The organism is Bacillus sp. MHSD_36, from assembly GCF_030757775.1.
GTDB lineage: Bacteria > Bacillota > Bacilli > Bacillales > Bacillaceae_G > Bacillus_A.
This window is the reverse complement of sequence record NZ_JAVBIS010000001.1, coordinates 1285924-1304572: the sequence shown is the minus strand read 5'-3', so window position 1 is coordinate 1304572 and position 18649 is coordinate 1285924. Positions and strand designations below refer to the sequence as shown.

The following is an 18649-nucleotide window of genomic DNA, read 5'->3' as shown; positions in this document are numbered from 1 at the left end:
ATGTGGCAAGTTGTAAAAAGAGATGTGAGATTCTGGATAGGTATTACTTTTTTGAGTGTACTAATGATTGTTAGTATTGGATATACGGTGTTTCTTGATGGGGTTATTCGTGAACTTACGATGATGTATAACGAAAAAGGGGAACTAGAGGCAGCACCATTTTCGCCATCAAGTAAATTTTGGTTTGGAAGTGATGTGAAAGGTCGTGACCTTGTTCAATTAATAATAGAAGGTGCAAAATGGACAGTTGGAGCGAGTATAATTATAGCGATTTTACGAGTTATAGTTGGAGGGGGAATTGGTTTACTTCTTGGTATGTATGGTAAACGTTCTTTTCCAGTTATTTCATCCTTTTTTGATCCTTTTAGTATTGTACCGATGGTTATGATTTCTTATTTTATGTTAAATGAAGTATTAACGTTTGATAGTGGAGCAGAAGTTGTGCCGTTATATTTGCGGGTGTCATTTCAAATTATAGTTCTTGTATGTCTTGCTGTACCAACAGTAATGTTGTATGTAGCGCAAGAAGTAAAACGTATTAAGAAAGAAGAATTTATGTTGGCAGCCACTGTGCTCGGCGGTAGTAAGTGGCATAGGTTGAAGTGCCATATATGGCCTCATATGTTACCACCATTTCTTTTATTAGTAGCTCAACAATTTGTAAGTACGTTATTACTTCTTTTACATCTTGGCTTGTTACAATTATTTTTCGGCGGAACAATAACCTTCAGTGGAATGGATCCAGATAGTGTAACAAAAGAATGGACTGGCCTAATTGGTCAAAACTTCCGCCATTTAACTACACATACATGGATTGTACTTATACCGATTGCTTTTTATAGTATGACAATATTGGCGGGGAATTTAGTAAGTAATAGTATGCAAGATGCGATTAAACTAGGGAATGTAAAAATACCAAAGAGCAAGGATAAAGGAGTAAAGGAAGAGAAACGAATACAAACTAATGTGAATGATTTTTCTTTTTATAGAGAAATACAAAAATAAAAGAGATAGCTGAAGACAAATCGTTTTCAGCTATCTCTTTTGTTTATAGTGGAGGTAAATCAATCTTACCTTCTTCAAACAATTCTTTTATCATATGCTTCGTATAACCAGCGGCTTGACCAAAGGTGATTTTTGCTGGCATTGGTGCTTCGTTTGCATCTACAACTACATCAATAATACACGGTCTATTTTGTTTTACCGCACTTTCAAAAGCAGGAAGTAGCTCATCTACATTCTCAACACGATATCCAATACCTCCGCATGCCTCTGCGTATTTTGCAAAATCAGGGTTTGTTAAGTCTGTACCAAATTCGATATTTCCCATAACTTCTTGTTCGAATTTAATCATGGCGATTTTATTATTGTTTAAAACGACGACAACGATTGGTAGTTTATATTTAACAGCTGTTACGAAATCGTTCATTGTCATTCCAAACCCCCCGTCTCCACAAACCGCAAATACTTGTTTATCCGGGAAAGCAATTTTCCCTGCAAGTGCACCAGGTAAACCGCAGCCAAGAGTTGCAAGCCAGCTAGAAATGATAAATTGTTGATTTGTCATACGGAAGTGCCTTGCTGTCCATACTGTTACATTTCCGACATCCACTGATAATATCGCGTCATCATGAGCTACATGTTGCAGTGCATGCATAACGCGTTGTGGCTTAATAGGAGTAGAAGAATCGTCTTCTTGATTGTGTAATTTTTCTTCCCACTTTTTCATCATTTCTTGATGATGCTCTAAGAAGGAATGGTCCTCATGTTTTTCTACATTTTCAATTAACCATTTTAATGTTTTATCAGCATCACCAGCTAAGCCGATATCTGTTACATAACGTTTTCCGATTTGGGCCGGATCGGTATCGATATGGAGTGTTTTTGCTTTTTCAGGTAAGAAACCAGTGAACGGATAGGAAGTACCAACCATAATTAAAGTATCTGCATGTTTCATTGCATCATAGGAAGGTTTCGTTCCAATTAATCCTAATCCACCGATACAAAGTGGATGTTCATCAGGGATAATCCCTTTAGCTGGTAATGTAAGTACGATTGGAGCACCAATGTGTTCTGCGAATGTAAGTAAAGATTCTCTCGCATGTTTCGCACCTTTTCCAGCTAAAATAACAGGCTTTTTCGCTTCATTTATTGCGAGTATGGCAGCATGTAAATCTTCTTCTTGCGGAAATAACTCAGGTAATGTAAAAGAAGTATTTGTAACACGAGCACCATTTTTCACTTCGAATTTCGGAACATCATCCGGAATTGTAAGAACGGATACCCCTTTTTTCGTATAAGCCATTCGAATCGCTTGATTCACGACAGCAGGTAGTTGTTCTGCCGACATAATGCGCTGGTTATAAACCGCGACATCATCGAACAATCTTTCTAAGTTTATTTCTTGGAAAAAGTCCGTACCGAGTAAATCGGTTTCTACTTGACCTGAAATTGCTAGAACAGGGGCTTTATCGAGTTTAGCATCATATAAACCATTTAATAAATGTATAGCACCGGGCCCTGCGATTGCCATGCAAACGCCGAGTTTTCCTGTTAACTTAGCATAGGCAGCAGCTGCTAGTGCACCAGCTTCTTCATGGCGCACTTGAATAAATTTGATTTTATCTTGTTTTTTTCTTAAAGCTTCAATTATAGAATTGATAGAATCTCCAGGCATTCCGTAAATGTGTTCTACGCCCCAGTCAATTAATAGGTCAACTAGTGCTTCACCGGCTGTTTTCCCAAACATAATTTTTCCTCCTTATAATTAGGTAGATACTATTATGTTTTGGAGAAAAAGGAAAAATATACAAATAATTATATTATTATCTTTAATGATGACCAGCGAATAGTGTAAATACTGCTATTAGTAAAAAACCACTAGTTGCCCATGTTAAAAATGAAAGGAAAGAGAGCTGATTCTTTGCCTTCCACAGCATTTCATGAATTGTAACATAGCCAAGTGATCCGATAGCACTTCCCATAATGAGTCCTTGTAAATGTAGAGCTTTTCCTTCCATCAAAATGCCAAAAACAGTACCTGTACCGAGAATAAGAGAAAGTAATAAAGTTGTTAATAAAAATGAAATATATTTATGCTTTGTAAAGAGGAAGGGGATGATTAATGCTAAGCCTTCAGGAATATGGTGAATGACGATTGCTATTAAAAAAGGTATGGCAGAGTCAGCATGATTAATAAAAGCAGTACCTAAAGCAAATCCGCTCGGCAAATTATGAATAAATATAGCGAAAGAGAGAAAAAGGAAAGTTTGCCAAGCTTGTTGATCTTTTTTATGTATCATTGGATGATGACAATAGGTATCTAATAACTTCATAACTAAAATACCGATAGCTATACCAAGTATAGGCCCAATCATTTCAAAGCTTGAAAATGTTTCAGGAATAATTTCAAGTGATAAAAGTCCAAGCAAAATTCCGCCGCATAATGCGTATAAACGATGCATTTTTTCTTCAATTAGCTGACGGGTAGCAATGCCGACAGCACCACCTAATAATAAGCCACCGAATGAAAAAAATGTAACTATCATAGGAATCCATAATCGTTCCATCGTATCACACTCCGATCCTTCCACTTATTTTTAGCTTACGAAAAGGAAAGTTAGATTAGTCCAAGTAATTGTGTTTGATTATAGAGAAAAAACTAACAATTCGTTATAATTTATATATTATATTTAACTAGAAAAATGAAATGGGGAATAAGTTTGCAAACAAAATGGAGTCTATCTGAATATGAAAATCCGAAACGATATGATGTGGAAAATAAAAGTTTGTCAGATTTCCCATTTTTACTATCATGGGCACAAAAACTAAATATCAAAAATGAATGGATTCTAGATATTGCCTGCGGAACAGGAAGGGTTACAATTCCCTTTGTAGAGAAAGGATATAAAATGATCGGTGTAGATATACATGAAGGAATGCTTGCTGAAGCGAAGAGAAAATCTATGAAATATAAGAAAGTAAAATGGTTACAACAAGACTGCTTACAATTGAAGATTGAAGAAACAATTCCGTTAGCATTTATGGTTGGCCATGGATTTCAGCATTTTCTTACGAATACTGATCAAAATAAGTTATTAACATCTATTCATCATGTGTTAGCTGACAATGGTATATTCATATTCGATACACGTTTTCCTTCAAAAGAAGAATTAATACAACCATCTACAGAAGAGTATTGGACAACCGTTAGTGATGAAAAGGGAAGAAAATGTGATCTATATACTGAAATGACATACGATTCAATTCAGCAAATACAGCACTACATAACAACAAGAAGGTTTTATGAGGATGATGTGAAAATAGAAGAACTGAAAACAACGATTGATCTTCGCTATACGTATCCGCAGGAGTTAGAAAGATTATTAGTAGCGAATGGTTTTGAACTATTACATATATATAATGATTGGGAAGGAAATGAGTTAGGAGAAGATTGTTGTTCTATGGTAGTAGTTTGCCGGAAGAAACAATAGTGTTATTTTTATAATATGAGTGTGAAAAGCATTTAAGGAGAGAAAAAGATGACTTGGTACTTAGATAATGTTTATGAAATAAATAAAGAAGCGCCCTATACATTCTATCTTCCTAGTCCAGAAGTGTTGGAGAAATTAAAGGTTGGAGATTTGGTAAAGCTCATTTTTGTATCTAAAAATGAGGAAGAAGATGGGTTTCATGGTGAAAGAATGTGGGTTGAAATTATTGAAAGAAACGAGAAAAATTTTGTAGGGACACTCAATAATAATCCGTATCGTTTAGATTTAAAAGTGGGTGATAAAATTTCATTTGGAATTGAAAATATATGTGATACGGAATATAACGATCCAGCTTCAAAAGATTGGGACTTTTATTTTGATACGAAGGTAATTGTTAGTGATGATGTACTTGAAAAAAGGGAATTTAACTTTATGCTTAAAGAAGATTCAAGAGAAAAAGGTGACTCTGGTTGGTCAATACTGAGTGGTTATGAAAGTGATGACTATGTCAATAATCCTAAAAACTTTCAAATTATTTCAATTGGAGTCATTTTGAATATAGATGATTCTATTTTAAAATTTCTTGAGGAACCACCTTTATGTGCATATGAAAGAAATGATGAGGGTAGATTCTATAAAATTGAAGACTACGATTGGGATGCATATTTAAATGGATAGAAAAAGTTATTACGTTTTAAAGAAAGCAATATAATTTCACGCTATGTGCTTGATAAAGGTTCTACAGATAATAATTCAAGAGGGTAATAGTAAATGGAGGAACAAATGATGCAACAAATTAAAAAAATAGGAAACTCATTTTGGTATATGACACCAGTTTCTGAAACAGATAGACCTATATTAGGAATGGTTGTTGGACAAGAAAAAACGTTAATGATTGATGCAGGGAATTCAGAGGAACATGCACAATTATTTTTAGAAATGTTAAAAGAAAAAAATGTATCGATTCCTGATTTTGTAGCACTAACGCATTGGCATTGGGATCATATTTTTGGATTATCTGTATTACAGAATGCATTAACTATTTCGCACGCTGAAACGAAAAAAGAAATGCAGGCAATAGTATCTTATGAATGGACAGATGAAGCGTTGGACGCACGCGTAAAAGAGGGTACTGAAATTGCATTTTGTGCGGATTGCATCAAAAAAGAGTTTGAAGAAAAAGCGAGAAATATTAAAATTATTCTTCCAACCTTAACGTTCCAGAATCAAATTGAATTAGACCTTGGTGAAGTGACATGCGTGTTAAAACATGTGGGCGGAGATCATGCACATGATTCAGTTGTTATTTACGTGAAAGAAGAAAAGATATTATTTTTAGGAGACTGTATATATGCAGATATCTTTTCGCCAAAGTGGAACTATACGACGAAACGAACGTTTGCATTAATAGATGAATTAGAAAAATTTGATGCTGAGACATATATTCTCTCTCATGGGGAAGCGATAAATCGAGAGGAGTTTTTACAAGAGATTCGTATGTTAAAAACAGTAGGAACTTATACGGAAATATATAAAGGCGATGAAGGGAAGATAAGGGAAGCGTATAAACGAGACATAGATAGAGAATTAAATGAAGATGAACTAGAAACAATAACGTTTTTTGTAAATGGTTATGAAATGAATAATCAATAAGACGCTACATGAATCCAATATAATTAAATTGCACAAAAAGAGTATTGAAATTTAATTCAATACTCTTTTCAATAGTTAAATATATAGTTTCAACCAAATTCTAAATGGGGGATCATTGTCTGCAGGGATGTCATTCTATGTATTTTTCGTATAGATAGCAAGTAGAAGCTTTCTTAGCTAATTCAGTTATATAGTTAAAAAATTCATTGTGGTTTACATCATATACTACATTTACAGGTCGCCCACCATCAAATTCTACTGTACGCCCCTGGCTTGGTCCATATGTATGAACGATACTATTAATCGTTTGGGTTTTTGCGAGGTTAGTGTTTCCGACAAGCGCAGTTGTTAGTACATCCCACAAGTAGTAAGTAGAGTTCGTTGAAAAGTGAACGAGGGGAGGAACCATCGCATAGCATTGGCCAAGGAAATCTACACCAATATACTTTCGTTCTTTTGCCCAACGTTCACGTATGTCTATAGTTAATGGAACTTGGTTTGTACTTTCTAGTGTCACTAAGTCGATTTCAATTTTTGATTCCCATACACGAGCCACTGCTTCAGGGTCCCAAAATGAATTCCACTCAGCTGTTCCATCATGCTCTGGTTCATGTACATTGTCTACGGTAAGAAATGTACCACCCATCCAAACGAGACGTTCAATTTTATCTTCGATTATGGGAGCTTCATATAATGCACGAGCAAGGTCAGTTAGGGGGCCCGTAAATAATAAAGTTGTTTTTCCTGCAGTGTGTAGAAGCGTTTCTATTAAGTGATGATGTGCAGGTTTTGCTGCTACAGGTGTTACAACTTTTCCAGTCTCATTTAAAATGGGTAAAGCATCTACATAAAATGCATGCATCCGCCACTCTTTTGTAAATGGATTTTTTGCACGGGAATTTGATGCGGCTACTTCAATAGTTCCTTTGCCGAAGCGATCAATAATTTTGCGACTTGCAGACATTGCTGGTTCTAAATAGCAATCTGCAGGTATAACTGAAACACCTGTAAGTTTGACATTATCCATCTGAAGTAATAAAAATAGTGAAATTAAATCATCTACACCACCATCATGATTGAAGTACACTTTTTTCATCATTGTAATCTCCACCCTATATGATTTAGTTAGGAATTATAAACTAAGGAAAAATCATCAATAATTTCCACCACTTCAATTTTTCCATTAATCAGTAACTCAGGAAGTTCATTACCGATGTTTCCTTTCCAATACTCTCTAGCTTGTTCAATTTTTTGAGAGAATGGAATACCGTCTTCTTTCGGTAAAAGGCTTCCGTCACCTTCAAAACAATGTCCAATCACTTGTAATTTAACAATCTGCAAAACTTCTCGGTTGTAAGAATCAAATAATGCTTTCCATTTTAAAGCATCTTCATAGCTTCTTGCAGCATATAAACAAGACAATCTTGACGGATAATTAGGATATTCTTGTAGCCTAACCATTTCCACAATCGTTTCTCTAACGGCTCTAATGGTTTGATCCATATAATCCATAACTACTGTAGCATTTTCATTCTTTATGTGTAATTCTTCATTTGTATAATGTTCTTTTAAAATTTGCATAGCATCTTCACCGTTAGAATTTAAATGTTCTCTTTCAAAAAAGAACTGAAATAGGGTATTCGTTTGATTTTTATTGAAATGAATGATTTGTCCTATCTTCATTTTTTTCTTTGTTACGATGTGATATGCGTAAAACTCTTGTTCATACATAGTTATCCTCCTAGTAGTGATGTTATTTAATGTTAAATTTAGTAATTCAACATTGAAATATATAAAACCTTTATAAGTAAACGTGTGAATTTGAGGAGAAAGAAAAGAAAATATGATAACGCTTTAAATTTGTTCACAAAATGTTCACTTACGAAGAGGTTTCCACAATCGATATAATGACAAAGACTTAAACAGAAAGGATGATAGAAAGTGCCAACAACAAGAAAAGAAAACCTCCAGTTTGGTATGATGATGTGCCTTGGGATGGTTATTGTAATGACGTTTTATAATTTATTGATGAACGGAACAGGGGGACAAATTCATATTAAGGAGATCGCATTAGAACTACTAATTGGATTTATTATTGCATTATTAATTGAAATATGTATCGTTGGACCTTGTGCGAAAAAACTTGTATTCGCGTTACCATTTGATAAATCGAAAAAAGTAAATGTTATTATTGCGATGGCAACAACGATGGTAATCGGAATGGTGTTCTTCATGTCGTTTTATGGTATGGCTATGATGTATTTGCATAATGGGTTACATGGTGAATCATTCGTTTCAATGTATTTCTCGATTTTTATTAAAAACTTCATTATGGCGTATCCATTACAATTAATTATTATGGGACCGCTTGTGCGTTTCTTATTTGGAAAGTTTATTTTGACGAAGAAATCTGTTAATGTAGCATAAATTAATACATTCTATTAGTTTATATAAAATATATAATATTAATTCGATCTATTGAATGATTGTTGCATGCTGATTTATAAAATACGTTTAGTTAGGTTAAAACTTTGTAATAATAAAAGGGCATTAAGATTCAAAAGAAAAATATAAGTATGGCTATATGCGAGAATGAGATTTTAAAGCGAAATAATAGTAGAAAGAGGGTTGCAATTGCAACTCTCTTTCTACACTTCTATAAGATTTTCTATACCTTGGAATATGATATATGTAAGAGTAAGTGTAAAGAAATCAAATGATTATATGTGCATTGATAGATTTATTGCTTCGATTGAACCAACTCAAAAAAGGATTGTACGTTTTGTGGATTTGAAAAATTGTCAAATACAATAAAATCGTCTTTATAGTTCATAGTTATTTTTTTGATAAAGGGGATTGCAGACATTTCTAGCACTACACCATCTGTATGATTGAAATTTTGAATCTCAGTGTATAGAAATTCCCATTTCAGTCCTTTTCTAAACATTGCATCAGAGCAGAATAATAATTTTTTATTTGTAGCAGCTAAAATCCCAGATCTACTTATATAACCAAAATTGATTACGCAGTAGATCGTAGAAAGAATATCTTCCTTACTGTTTAAGTGTTCTTTTATTGTTCCTAGATTTGCCTTCATAATCAGGCCTCCTTATTGTTGAAAGTAAAGTGTAGAGTTTTTAAATCTATTTTATCATATATTAATCTTTTTTGATTTTATATCTTATAATCAAAAAATTCCTTTAGAATGTAAATATGTAGTGCGGATTTTTATGTAAGGGATGAAAAGAGAGGGGAAAGCCTTTTAGTTTTTTGTACCATAAAAAACAAGGAGTAATAGTGTATGTGTGTCCATAATGCAAAGATATTTTAGTTAGAAGCGATAAAGTTGTTGGAACATGTTACAGAGAAAGTTAGTTCAGCTTATCTATGACAAATTCGTTGGTAGTTATAAGGAGCGTTGAAGCGAGAAAAGCCCCCACTTCAAGTAAGCTCGTAAAGAGGCACTAAGTGGGGGCTTTGACTATATAAGGTATTAATATTTTACTTCTCAAACTGTAAATGAACAAACTTCAACATCTTTATTAAGTTTACAATTCGCATCATAATACGTGTACTACCATCCCAATCTTTATTTGTAGGTATATTTTTAAAGAAAGGGGAGCAGCTTAATACTTTTATGTTTGAAGACCATTTTTCTAGTGTCTTTGGATTATTTATATAAAAATACATTAGAGCGCCATTATTACCCGATTTTTTGACTGTAGCATTTGAAAGATTGAGTGCGAATTTTGATTCAGCGTCAAAGTATAACTCGCCTCCAGGAAAACGTTTTGACATAGCGACTACGATCTTTTTTAAATCTTCTTCTTTAAAGTAATAGAATACACCTGCTGATATAAATAGAATACCGTCGTTTGGGTCATATTTTATATCGTCAAACCAAGAAGTATCAAAAAATGATTTAGCGATGGTCATGTTTCTTGGTGTATCTTCAATTAATGTTTTTCGAAATGAAATAGCATCGGGCAAATCAAGATTATACCAATGTATCGTACCGTTATCAATTCTAGAAAAAGTAGTGTCTAGTCCAGAACCGATATTTACAATAGTAGCATTTGGATGTTTTATAATGAATTTTTTTATCGTATCATCAATTTTTCGTGCGCGAGTAATGTATGTGATGCATCCGTATTCACCAAATGTATTTGCTATTGTTGAGAAGTCAAAATTACATTCTTTAATAATTCGAATTGCTTCCGTATCATCTAAAATATCTTTATTGTTCTCACTGCCATAGGCACGTCCCCATAGTGGAATAAGCATCGTACCTTGTACTGAATGTATATCTATTTCTTTAACCATGAAACATCCTCCGTGTAATGAAAAATTATTTGTATTTTTAATCGTTATTTAACATTTTTGAGAGCATTTTGTTTGTTTTATACAATCCGTAAGTTAAATCACGTTGATCTTCTTCACTTAGTTTCTTAAGATTATGAGTGAAATTATTATATATTTGTTTCCATCTCTCATAATGTACCTTTTGAGCTTTTTCTGTTAGAGAGATTAATATAGCTCTTTTGTCTACCGTATCTTGTTTTTTTATAATGTATCCGTTTAGTTCTAAATTACGAACTGTTACGCTTAATTGTTGTTTAGGGATGTTTAAATAACTGGCAATCATTTTTAAATTTACAGGCATCTTTTGTTGTGCGATATATTCCACAACGTGTTGCTCTAAATGTGTAAATTCAGATGATTTTTCCGATAATAATTTGAAAGTACCTGACATATTTAATAACAAATTCATGTACTCGTTTAATAATTCGTTTTGGGTCATCATTTTCGCTTCCTTTATGCATTTAGTAAATATTTTATTACTATTATAATGATAAAACAAGCGATTTAATCTATTGTAGTAAAATAATTATTATTATAATTTGTTTTTGAAATTATATGAATTGAAATAGAAGAGTATGAGAGATCCTTTTAGGAGGGGAGAATATGACCAGGAATTAAAATATTACTAAATATACGTAACTAATGAATTCAATGTCTTTTTCAGTTATTATGTAATTAAAAAATTTGTGATAAAATCTTTTACATAATTAGATAAAGGGGTAGTATTCGATGGGTTATTTCTCAAATGGTTTATTAGTTGTGTTTGTGCTTATCGTATGTAGTTGTATAATTTTTGGTTAATAATATAATGAGAGTCTTATATAAAAGAAGTTATCTTAAGTGAGGTAACTTCTTTTTATTTTATGTTGAGAAGGAATTCTTTTTTTCGTATTGAAGTTTGTTCTAGTTATTTTCAAATAGATCATAATTTTTTAAAGAGATATGCAATAAAATATAAATAAACTAGAGAATTGGGAGTATTTACATGGGAAATCGTATACGTTACAAAAGCGAACATCCTTCAGATTTTAATGAATTATTTGCCTTATACGAATCTTTAGGATGGAATTCTATAAAATTAACGGTTAATGAATTGGAACAAATGTGTAAACAAAGTTGGTATGCAATTTATGCATTTGATGATAAGAAGTTAGTAGGAATGGGGCGTATTATATCAGATGGTGTAATAACAGGCGTTATTTGTGGTGTTTGTGTATTGCGAGAGTATCAATCTATTGGAATTGGAAAAGAAATAATAGGACGGTTAATCCAGCGATGTGAACAAAGCAAAGTTATTCCTCAACTTATGTGTGTAGAATCGTTACAACCTTACTATGAATCTATAGGATTTGAGGCATTCTCGATTGGGATGACAAAACATATTATGAGATAGCTGCGCTTTATATTTTCAGTTTACTCGTACATATTTTCAAACTTCAGTATAAAGGAGAATTGCTGTATGGAGATTACTAAAGGGGTAGAAATGTTACAACTTGAATTTCAAGAATTTATAATTCACCCAATTCTTTTATGGAATGATGAAATGGCAGTTTTAATAGATACTGGTTTTCCTGGACAATTCGAAGATATACAAGTAGAGATGAAGAGAGTTGGGGTATCTTTTGATAAGCTAAAAGTTGTGATTTTAACGCATCAGGATATAGATCATATAGGTAGCCTTCCTGAATTATTGGAGAAAGGTGTAAGCGATATTAAAGTTTATGCACACGAGCTAGATAAACCATATATTGAAGGGGAGTTTCCTTTATTGAAGGATGGACAAATAAAGAATCCCCCAAGTGGAAAAGTAAGTGATACTGTTATTGATGGTCAAGAACTTCCATATTGCGGTGGGATATTAATTCTACATACTCCAGGACACACTCCGGGTCATATTGGTTTATATTTGAAACAAAGTAAAACTCTTATTGCGGGAGACTCAATGTATTGTGTGAATGGAAAGTTAGGAGGAATTCACGCCCCAACAACTTTAAATATTATGGAAGCACAGCAGTCTTTGAAGAAGTATTTAAATCTAGATATTGAATCTGTAGTTTGTTATCATGGGGGATTAAGTAAGGGGAATATAAAGATTCAACTTCAAAATTTGTAAAAGTCGAAGATAATAATTTTTTGATAATGGATGCTAAATTATAAAGAAGCATGTTTGAAAAAAATTCAAACATGCTTTTTTATTAAAGGAAATCTGTTTAATATGAATGACCTAATCCGTTCCAATAAAAAGAAACGATTTCTTGTGCTAATTCATCTATACTTACTATAATAGGATTGTCATTTTCATCTTTAAAATTCCCAATTGATAATAAAGATACGAACGCATGAGCGGCAAATTTAGGGTTACCTTTTTGGATTTCTCCAAGTTGCATCGCTTTATCGAGTGCTTTTTCTAACACTTCATACATGCTATCTTCAGCTTTTTTTAATTCCTTTAATTGTTCTTCAGATAAAGACAGTTTTGCATCTTTCATAAAATTTTTCATATCGATATCCATTGTGGCATGTAAGTAAACTTTAGCAAAGTTTAATAATCTCTCTTCTAAAGTATTGTTTGTAGTGAGTATTTGCGACATATTCTCACGTATACGTACCATCATTTGAAGCATAGTAGCGGTAAATAAATCTGCTTTTGTTGAATAGTAATAGTAGACGGTTGCTTTCGTAACCCCACAAACTTTTGCGACTTCATCCATGGAAACGACTTGATAATTTTGAGTCAGAAATAGCCGAGTTGCCACTTCTAAAATGGTTTCTTTTGTAGATTTTGTATTTTTATTTTGACGAGGCCTTCCAAGAGGACGTTGTTTTTGTTCCAAATCCATTCGCTCCTGACATGTATTGTTGAGATAATTATAACACAAATTTTTATTCATTCTTGATTAATTAACCGACCAGTATATATAATTAATGGTAGAGGAGAAAAGGAAGGTGGGTTTTTATGAAAAAGCAGCCGTTACATATGTTAGGGAGGCTGGTAACAGGGAAGCATACACAATGGATAACTTTATCGGTATGGATTCTTATTACATTAGTACTTTCATTTACGTTACCACAAGTAAATAGTACGAAAGAACCGAATCCGAAAAATTTACCTGAAACAGCTATGTCGCAGCAAGCGGAAGCACTTATGAAAAAAGAGTTTCCGAATAATGCAGGGAATCCTTTATTAGTAGTATGGTATAGAGATGGTGGATTACAGTCGCAGGATTATAAACTCATACAAGACGTTTATAAAGAGTTAAAAGCTAGTCCTTTAAAGGAACAATCAACATTACCACCATTTGATACAATCCCGGAACAAGTATTATCAAAAAGTGCATCAAAAGATGGTACATCATTTGTTACACCAGTATTCTTTAACAAGGCTGCTGGAACAGATATATTAAAAGGAAATCTTGAGGATTTAAGAAAGATAGTGAATAGTAAGGTGGATTTAGATCCATTTAAACAAAAAATAAGTGATTCTGGGTTACATGTTCGATTATCTGGACCAGTAGGCATTCAAACAGATGCAGTTAGTTTGTTTAGTCAAGCTGATGTGAAATTATTAATTGCAACTGTACTACTCGTATTAGTCCTATTAATTTTACTGTACCGTTCACCAATTTTAGCAATTTTACCTTTACTTGTTGTTGGCTTTGCATACGGTATTATTAGTCCTACGCTTGGGTTTTTAGCTGATCACGGATGGATTAAAGTAGATGCACAGGCTATATCAATTATGACTGTACTATTGTTTGGTGCTGGAACGGATTATTGTCTATTTTTAATTTCGAGATATCGGGAATACTTGCTAGAAGAAGAAAGTAAATATAAGGCACTACAACTTGCAATTAAAGCTTCTGGCGGAGCAATTATAATGAGTGCGTTAACTGTTGTACTTGGGTTAGGAACATTATTACTTGCTCATTATGGTGCCTTTCATCGATTTGCAGTGCCATTTAGTGTTGCTGTATTCATAATGGGAATTGCTGCTTTAACGATTTTACCAGCGTTTTTATTAATTTTCGGTAGAACTGCATTCTTCCCATTTATACCGAGAACAACTTCGATGAATGAAGAATTAGCAAGAAGGAAAAAGAAAGTAGTAAAAGTTAAAAAATCAAAAGGCGCCTTTAGTAAAAAACTTGGAGATGTTGTAGTACGAAGACCGTGGACAATCATTATGCTCACTGTATTTGTATTAGGTGGATTGGCATCATTTGTACCACGTATTCAATACACATATGACCTATTAGAATCGTTTCCTAAAGATATGCCTTCACGCGAAGGATTTACATTAATTAGTGATCATTTCTCAGCTGGCGAACTAGCGCCAGTAAAAGTTGTTGTTGATACGAAAGGAAAAGAGCTTCCTATTAAAGAAGAACTCGAGAAATTTTCTTTCATAAAAACTGTGAAAGACCCAAAAGAGGGTAAAGAAAATAAGCAAATACAAATGTATGAGGTTTCCTTAGCTGAAAATCCATACTCAATTGAAGCATTAGATCAAATACCTAAATTGAAAAACAGTGTAGAAAAAGTATTAAAAGATGCTGGGGTTAGTAATGCAGATGATCAACTTTGGATTGGCGGAGAAACAGCGTCATTATATGATACTAAGCAAATTACGGAGCGTGATGAAGCAGTTATCATTCCAGTAATGATTAGTATTATAGCTTTATTATTACTTGTTTACTTACGATCAATTGTTGCGATGATTTATTTAATTGTAACAGTTGTATTATCGTTCTTCTCGGCACTAGGAGCAGGGTGGCTATTACTTCATTATGGTATGGGAGCGCCGGCCATTCAAGGTGCGATACCGTTATACGCATTCGTATTTTTAGTTGCTTTAGGTGAAGATTATAATATCTTTATGGTTTCGGAAATATGGAAAAACAGAAAAACACAAAATCATTTGGATGCAGTAAAAAATGGGGTTATACAAACAGGTAGTGTTATTACATCAGCAGGTTTAATTTTAGCAGGAACTTTTGCAGTATTAGGTACACTTCCAATTCAAGTTCTTGTTCAATTTGGTATTGTAACTGCAATTGGTGTACTACTAGATACATTTATTGTTAGACCGTTACTTGTACCAGCAATTACAGTTGTTCTAGGACGCTTTGCTTTTTGGCCAGGAAAGCTTTCAAGAAAGAGTGAAGAAGTACAAAAGATGGATGCATAGTTAAAAAAGCCAAGGATAATTTCCCCTGGCTTTTTTCTATGTAGTACATTAATTTTTTGAAGTCAAATCTTCAGTTTCAGCGTGATCAGCATCTTCAATAGCAGTTTCTGGCATTCCATATAAGCCGTTCATTGCTTGTTCTTCGATATTAAGATTTGTAGTATTATTATTTTGAATAGGTGTAGCGTTTTCGGTAACATTTTCTTTTTTATTTACATTTTTATTATTCATGTAGGCACCCTCCAAATTTCATTTGATTTATGTATAGTATGTGGTTGGATTTCTAAAAATATGTGAATAGATTTTTGCAGATGTTATATAATTAAATAAAAACTTGAGGATAAGTTTAAATTGTAAGGAGTGAATAGGTTTGGTGAAAACAAGAAAGTTAGCCTTCTAAAATAAAATGACATTTTAGGAGGCTATTAAAATGAGGTTTCATATAATTGACAGAGAAAATTGGAATAGAGAGCAGTATTTTGAACATTATTTAAAGTTGAAATGTACATTTAGTATGACTGTGAATGTTAATATCACGAGGTTATTAAAGGAATTACATCAAAAGGGAATAAAATTTTATCCCGTTTTTATATATTTAATTTCTAGAGTAGTAAATAATCATAAAGAATTTCGAACATGTTTTAACGATAAAGGAATTTTAGGATATTGGGAGCAAATGATACCAAGTTATACAATCTTCCATAAAGATGATAAATCTTTTTTAAGTATATGGACGAATTATTCTAGTGATTTTCACATTTTCTATAAAAACTATGAAGAGGATATGAGGTTGTATACTAATGTTCATGGTCTCTTCACGAAAGAAAACATTCCTCCCAATGTTTTTCCGATTTCTAGCATACCTTGGGCTAGTTTTACTGGATTTAACCTAAATATTAATAATGATGGTGATTTTCTATTACCGATTATAACTTGTGGGAAATATTTTAACGAAGAGAATAAGGTTATGCTACCAGTTTCATTGCAAGTACATCATTCGGTTTGTGATGGGTATCATGCGAGTCGATTCCTAGAGGATTTACAGCAACTAATTAGTAATTGTAACAAATGGCTTAAGTAATTTTTATTTTTTAATGAGAATAAGTTTTGATATTTAATAGATAAAGAAGAGCATCTGTATATTTTACAGATGCTCTTCTTTTTATACATGTATACTAATTTTTTAGTGGAAAATATAGGTATATTCGTAGTTTAATAGAAGAGAGATGATTAGTTTGAAGTTTATCTATTTTTAAATAACTATAAAAGTTGAATAATTTATCGGTTTTAATAGGGGGGGGGAAGTAGAATGGAATTTTTACGTATTGAAAATGATGAGGTTTTAATCAATAATATGGCACAGTTATATTGTAAAGTATTTGAGAAAACAAATTTTACTGAAATGATTGAGCGAATTAATAGACATATAGAATATACAGGTTTTAAAGGTATAGTAGCAATGAATGATGAAAATGAAGTTATTGGTTTTACTTATGGTTATCGTTCATTAGATGGACAGTACTATAATCAATTAATGAGAAAATCATTAAATTTTAGACAAATAGAGCAATGGTTAGAAGATTGTTTTGAATTTGTAGAGTTAGCAGTTCACCCGCAATATCGAAATGAAGGACTTGGAACAACATTACATAATAAATTATTAGAAGGCATTTCAAATAGAACGAGTGTTTTAACAACGCAAATAAACAATAAAAAGGCACGTTCTTTATATGAAAGATTAGATTGGGTTGATGTATTAGAGCCATTTCATCCAAGTAAAAATGATGTTCCATATGTAATAATGGGAAAAAATTTAAAAATGAAAGTAAATGGATAACTATTTCGTTCACAAAAGTTAATGGTCTGTAACAATAAAGGGGAAAATAAAATGACAATAATATCTATAGAAAAAGCTACTATTTTAGATGCTGAAAAGTTAACAGAAATAATGACAAAAACATTTGATGAAGAAGCAAAACGATGGCTATGCGGTCAAGGTGATGGTATTGACTATAACATCCAACCACCTGGCTATTCTTCAGTAGAAATGATGAAATATTCGATTGAAGAGCTGGATTGTTCCAAAGTGATAATGGATGAAAAAATAATCGGGGGAATTATAGTTACAATCTCCGGTAAGTCATACGGTCGAATTGATCGTATTTTTGTAGATCCTGTTTATCAAGGAAAAGGAATTGGATCACATGTTATTAAATTAATAGAAGAGGAATATCCAAGCATAAGGATTTGGGATCTCGAAACATCTAGTAGACAACTTAATAATCATCATTTTTATAAAAAAATGGGCTATGAAATAACTTTTAAATCTGAAGATGAGTATTGTTATGTAAAAAGAATAACTGTAGAGTCAGCTGAAGAGAACCTAATTAAAAATAAAGATATGAAAAATAGCCAATACGAAAACTGTAATCTTGCAAATACAGAGTATTATCAAGTAAATTTAAAAAACGGTTCCTTTGTTGGTAGTAATATGATGAATCTGAAGATGAGTAATTGTAATGTGAGTCAATCAAATTTTAGAAATATAAATTTTAGAAATTCTTCATATGCAGATTTAAATCTTTCTGGTAGCAAAATTGATTTTGTGACTTTAGGTGGAGTTCAATTTAAAGATACAAGTCTCGGAGAAGATAAAGATCCTATTGCATTTAATAGATGTGATTTAGAAGGTAGTACGATTAGTAATTGTAATCTGAAAAATATTGAAATAGAAAATTGTGATATATCCGGTATGAAAATAAATGGTATTCCAATTGGAAATTTACTTGAGTTATATAATAAAGTAAAAAGTTAACCTGTAATTAAATTGTGTAGATAAGGTGTTCGTAAATCAGATGCTAAACTGAAATAATTATGTAAAAATAACATAAAGAAATAAAGGGAAGAAGGACTTTCACTCAGGGTTCTAGAATGAATTATTGTTATGGATATG

20 protein-coding genes are annotated in these 18649 nt (G+C 32.5%); 11 read left to right on the top strand and 9 right to left on the bottom strand.

Annotated features, from left to right (window positions below; genetic code table 11):
- Entirely contained in the window at positions 1 to 1005 is a 1005-nt protein-coding gene (locus Q9B79_RS06915) for an ABC transporter permease subunit (protein ID WP_306183144.1), read from the top strand.
- Positions 1006 to 1048: 43 nt separating this feature from the next.
- Here the strand turns inward: Q9B79_RS06915 and Q9B79_RS06910 are convergent, their stop codons facing one another.
- Together Q9B79_RS06910 and Q9B79_RS06905 are read right to left on the bottom strand one after the other, a co-directional pair.
- Positions 1049 to 2749 carry a pyruvate oxidase gene (locus tag Q9B79_RS06910; protein WP_306183143.1) on the bottom strand — a complete coding sequence of 567 codons (1701 nt, stop codon included), beginning with the start codon at positions 2747 to 2749 and terminating at the stop codon, positions 1049 to 1051.
- An 82-nt stretch (positions 2750 to 2831) separates the two neighbouring features.
- A complete protein-coding gene (locus tag Q9B79_RS06905; protein WP_306183142.1) occupies positions 2832 to 3569 on the bottom strand; it encodes a ZIP family metal transporter in 738 nt (245 codons plus the stop codon).
- A 135-nt stretch (positions 3570 to 3704) separates the two neighbouring features.
- On the opposite strand from Q9B79_RS06905, the gene Q9B79_RS06900 reads away from it, so the two are divergent.
- From Q9B79_RS06900 to Q9B79_RS06890, 3 genes are all read left to right on the top strand, one after another.
- Positions 3705 to 4493 (top strand): class I SAM-dependent methyltransferase, encoded by a 789-nt coding sequence (locus tag Q9B79_RS06900; RefSeq protein ID WP_309513761.1) that lies wholly within the window; start codon positions 3705 to 3707, stop codon positions 4491 to 4493.
- Positions 4494 to 4541: 48 nt separating this feature from the next.
- Positions 4542 to 5171 (top strand): immunity protein Imm33 domain-containing protein, encoded by a 630-nt coding sequence (locus Q9B79_RS06895; protein WP_306183141.1) that lies wholly within the window; start codon positions 4542 to 4544, stop codon positions 5169 to 5171.
- Between the two features lie 108 nt (positions 5172 to 5279).
- Positions 5280 to 6146, top strand: a complete 867-nt coding sequence (locus Q9B79_RS06890) for an MBL fold metallo-hydrolase (RefSeq protein WP_306183140.1) — start codon at positions 5280 to 5282, stop codon at positions 6144 to 6146.
- A 130-nt stretch (positions 6147 to 6276) separates the two neighbouring features.
- On the opposite strand, the gene Q9B79_RS06885 is transcribed toward Q9B79_RS06890, so the two are convergent.
- Together Q9B79_RS06885 and Q9B79_RS06880 are read right to left on the bottom strand one after the other, a co-directional pair.
- Entirely contained in the window at positions 6277 to 7245 is a 969-nt protein-coding gene (locus tag Q9B79_RS06885) for a nucleoside hydrolase (protein WP_306183139.1), read from the bottom strand.
- A 26-nt stretch (positions 7246 to 7271) separates the two neighbouring features.
- Positions 7272 to 7877: a DUF2441 domain-containing protein gene (locus tag Q9B79_RS06880; protein ID WP_306183138.1), complete on the bottom strand. Its 606-nt coding sequence runs from the start codon at positions 7875 to 7877 to the stop codon at positions 7272 to 7274.
- Between the two features lie 210 nt (positions 7878 to 8087).
- On the opposite strand from Q9B79_RS06880, the gene Q9B79_RS06875 reads away from it, so the two are divergent.
- Positions 8088 to 8573, top strand: coding sequence for a DUF2798 domain-containing protein (locus Q9B79_RS06875; RefSeq protein ID WP_306183137.1), 486 nt, complete (start codon positions 8088 to 8090; stop codon positions 8571 to 8573).
- A 313-nt stretch (positions 8574 to 8886) separates the two neighbouring features.
- Here the strand turns inward: Q9B79_RS06875 and Q9B79_RS06870 are convergent, their stop codons facing one another.
- The 3 genes from Q9B79_RS06870 to Q9B79_RS06860 all read right to left on the bottom strand — a co-directional run bounded on the left by Q9B79_RS06870 (position 8887) and on the right by Q9B79_RS06860 (position 10947).
- Positions 8887 to 9243: a PH domain-containing protein gene (locus Q9B79_RS06870; protein WP_306183136.1), complete on the bottom strand. Its 357-nt coding sequence runs from the start codon at positions 9241 to 9243 to the stop codon at positions 8887 to 8889.
- A 404-nt stretch (positions 9244 to 9647) separates the two neighbouring features.
- Complete coding sequence (locus Q9B79_RS06865) at positions 9648 to 10469, bottom strand: class I SAM-dependent methyltransferase (RefSeq protein WP_306183135.1); 822 nt, start codon at positions 10467 to 10469, stop codon at positions 9648 to 9650.
- Between the two features lie 37 nt (positions 10470 to 10506).
- On the bottom strand, positions 10507 to 10947 hold the full coding sequence (locus Q9B79_RS06860; protein ID WP_306183134.1) for a MarR family winged helix-turn-helix transcriptional regulator: 441 nt from the start codon (positions 10945 to 10947) through the stop codon (positions 10507 to 10509).
- A gap of 546 nt (positions 10948 to 11493) precedes the next feature.
- Here Q9B79_RS06860 and Q9B79_RS06855 point away from each other — a divergent pair.
- Complete coding sequence (locus Q9B79_RS06855) at positions 11494 to 11901, top strand: GNAT family N-acetyltransferase (protein WP_306183133.1); 408 nt, start codon at positions 11494 to 11496, stop codon at positions 11899 to 11901.
- A gap of 66 nt (positions 11902 to 11967) precedes the next feature.
- Complete coding sequence (locus Q9B79_RS06850; protein ID WP_306183132.1) at positions 11968 to 12621, top strand: MBL fold metallo-hydrolase; 654 nt, start codon at positions 11968 to 11970, stop codon at positions 12619 to 12621.
- A gap of 97 nt (positions 12622 to 12718) precedes the next feature.
- On the opposite strand, the gene Q9B79_RS06845 is transcribed toward Q9B79_RS06850, so the two are convergent.
- Positions 12719 to 13348 carry a TetR/AcrR family transcriptional regulator gene (locus tag Q9B79_RS06845; RefSeq protein WP_306183131.1) on the bottom strand — a complete coding sequence of 210 codons (630 nt, stop codon included), beginning with the start codon at positions 13346 to 13348 and terminating at the stop codon, positions 12719 to 12721.
- Positions 13349 to 13464: 116 nt separating this feature from the next.
- Between Q9B79_RS06845 and Q9B79_RS06840 the strand changes: the two genes are divergently transcribed.
- Entirely contained in the window at positions 13465 to 15696 is a 2232-nt protein-coding gene (locus Q9B79_RS06840) for an MMPL family transporter (RefSeq protein WP_306183130.1), read from the top strand.
- 48 nt (positions 15697 to 15744) lie between these two features.
- Here the strand turns inward: Q9B79_RS06840 and Q9B79_RS06835 are convergent, their stop codons facing one another.
- Positions 15745 to 15927 carry a DUF4021 domain-containing protein gene (locus Q9B79_RS06835; protein ID WP_306183129.1) on the bottom strand — a complete coding sequence of 61 codons (183 nt, stop codon included), beginning with the start codon at positions 15925 to 15927 and terminating at the stop codon, positions 15745 to 15747.
- 199 nt (positions 15928 to 16126) lie between these two features.
- Here Q9B79_RS06835 and catA point away from each other — a divergent pair, with 199 nt between their 5' ends.
- From catA to Q9B79_RS06820, 3 genes are all read left to right on the top strand, one after another.
- Positions 16127 to 16777 carry a type A chloramphenicol O-acetyltransferase gene (gene catA, locus Q9B79_RS06830; protein ID WP_306183128.1) on the top strand — a complete coding sequence of 217 codons (651 nt, stop codon included), beginning with the start codon at positions 16127 to 16129 and terminating at the stop codon, positions 16775 to 16777.
- A 228-nt stretch (positions 16778 to 17005) separates the two neighbouring features.
- On the top strand, positions 17006 to 17533 hold the full coding sequence (locus Q9B79_RS06825) for a GNAT family N-acetyltransferase (RefSeq protein WP_306183127.1): 528 nt from the start codon (positions 17006 to 17008) through the stop codon (positions 17531 to 17533).
- Between the two features lie 51 nt (positions 17534 to 17584).
- Positions 17585 to 18511, top strand: coding sequence for a GNAT family N-acetyltransferase (locus tag Q9B79_RS06820; RefSeq protein WP_306183126.1), 927 nt, complete (start codon positions 17585 to 17587; stop codon positions 18509 to 18511).
- Positions 18512 to 18649 lie beyond the last annotated feature (138 nt).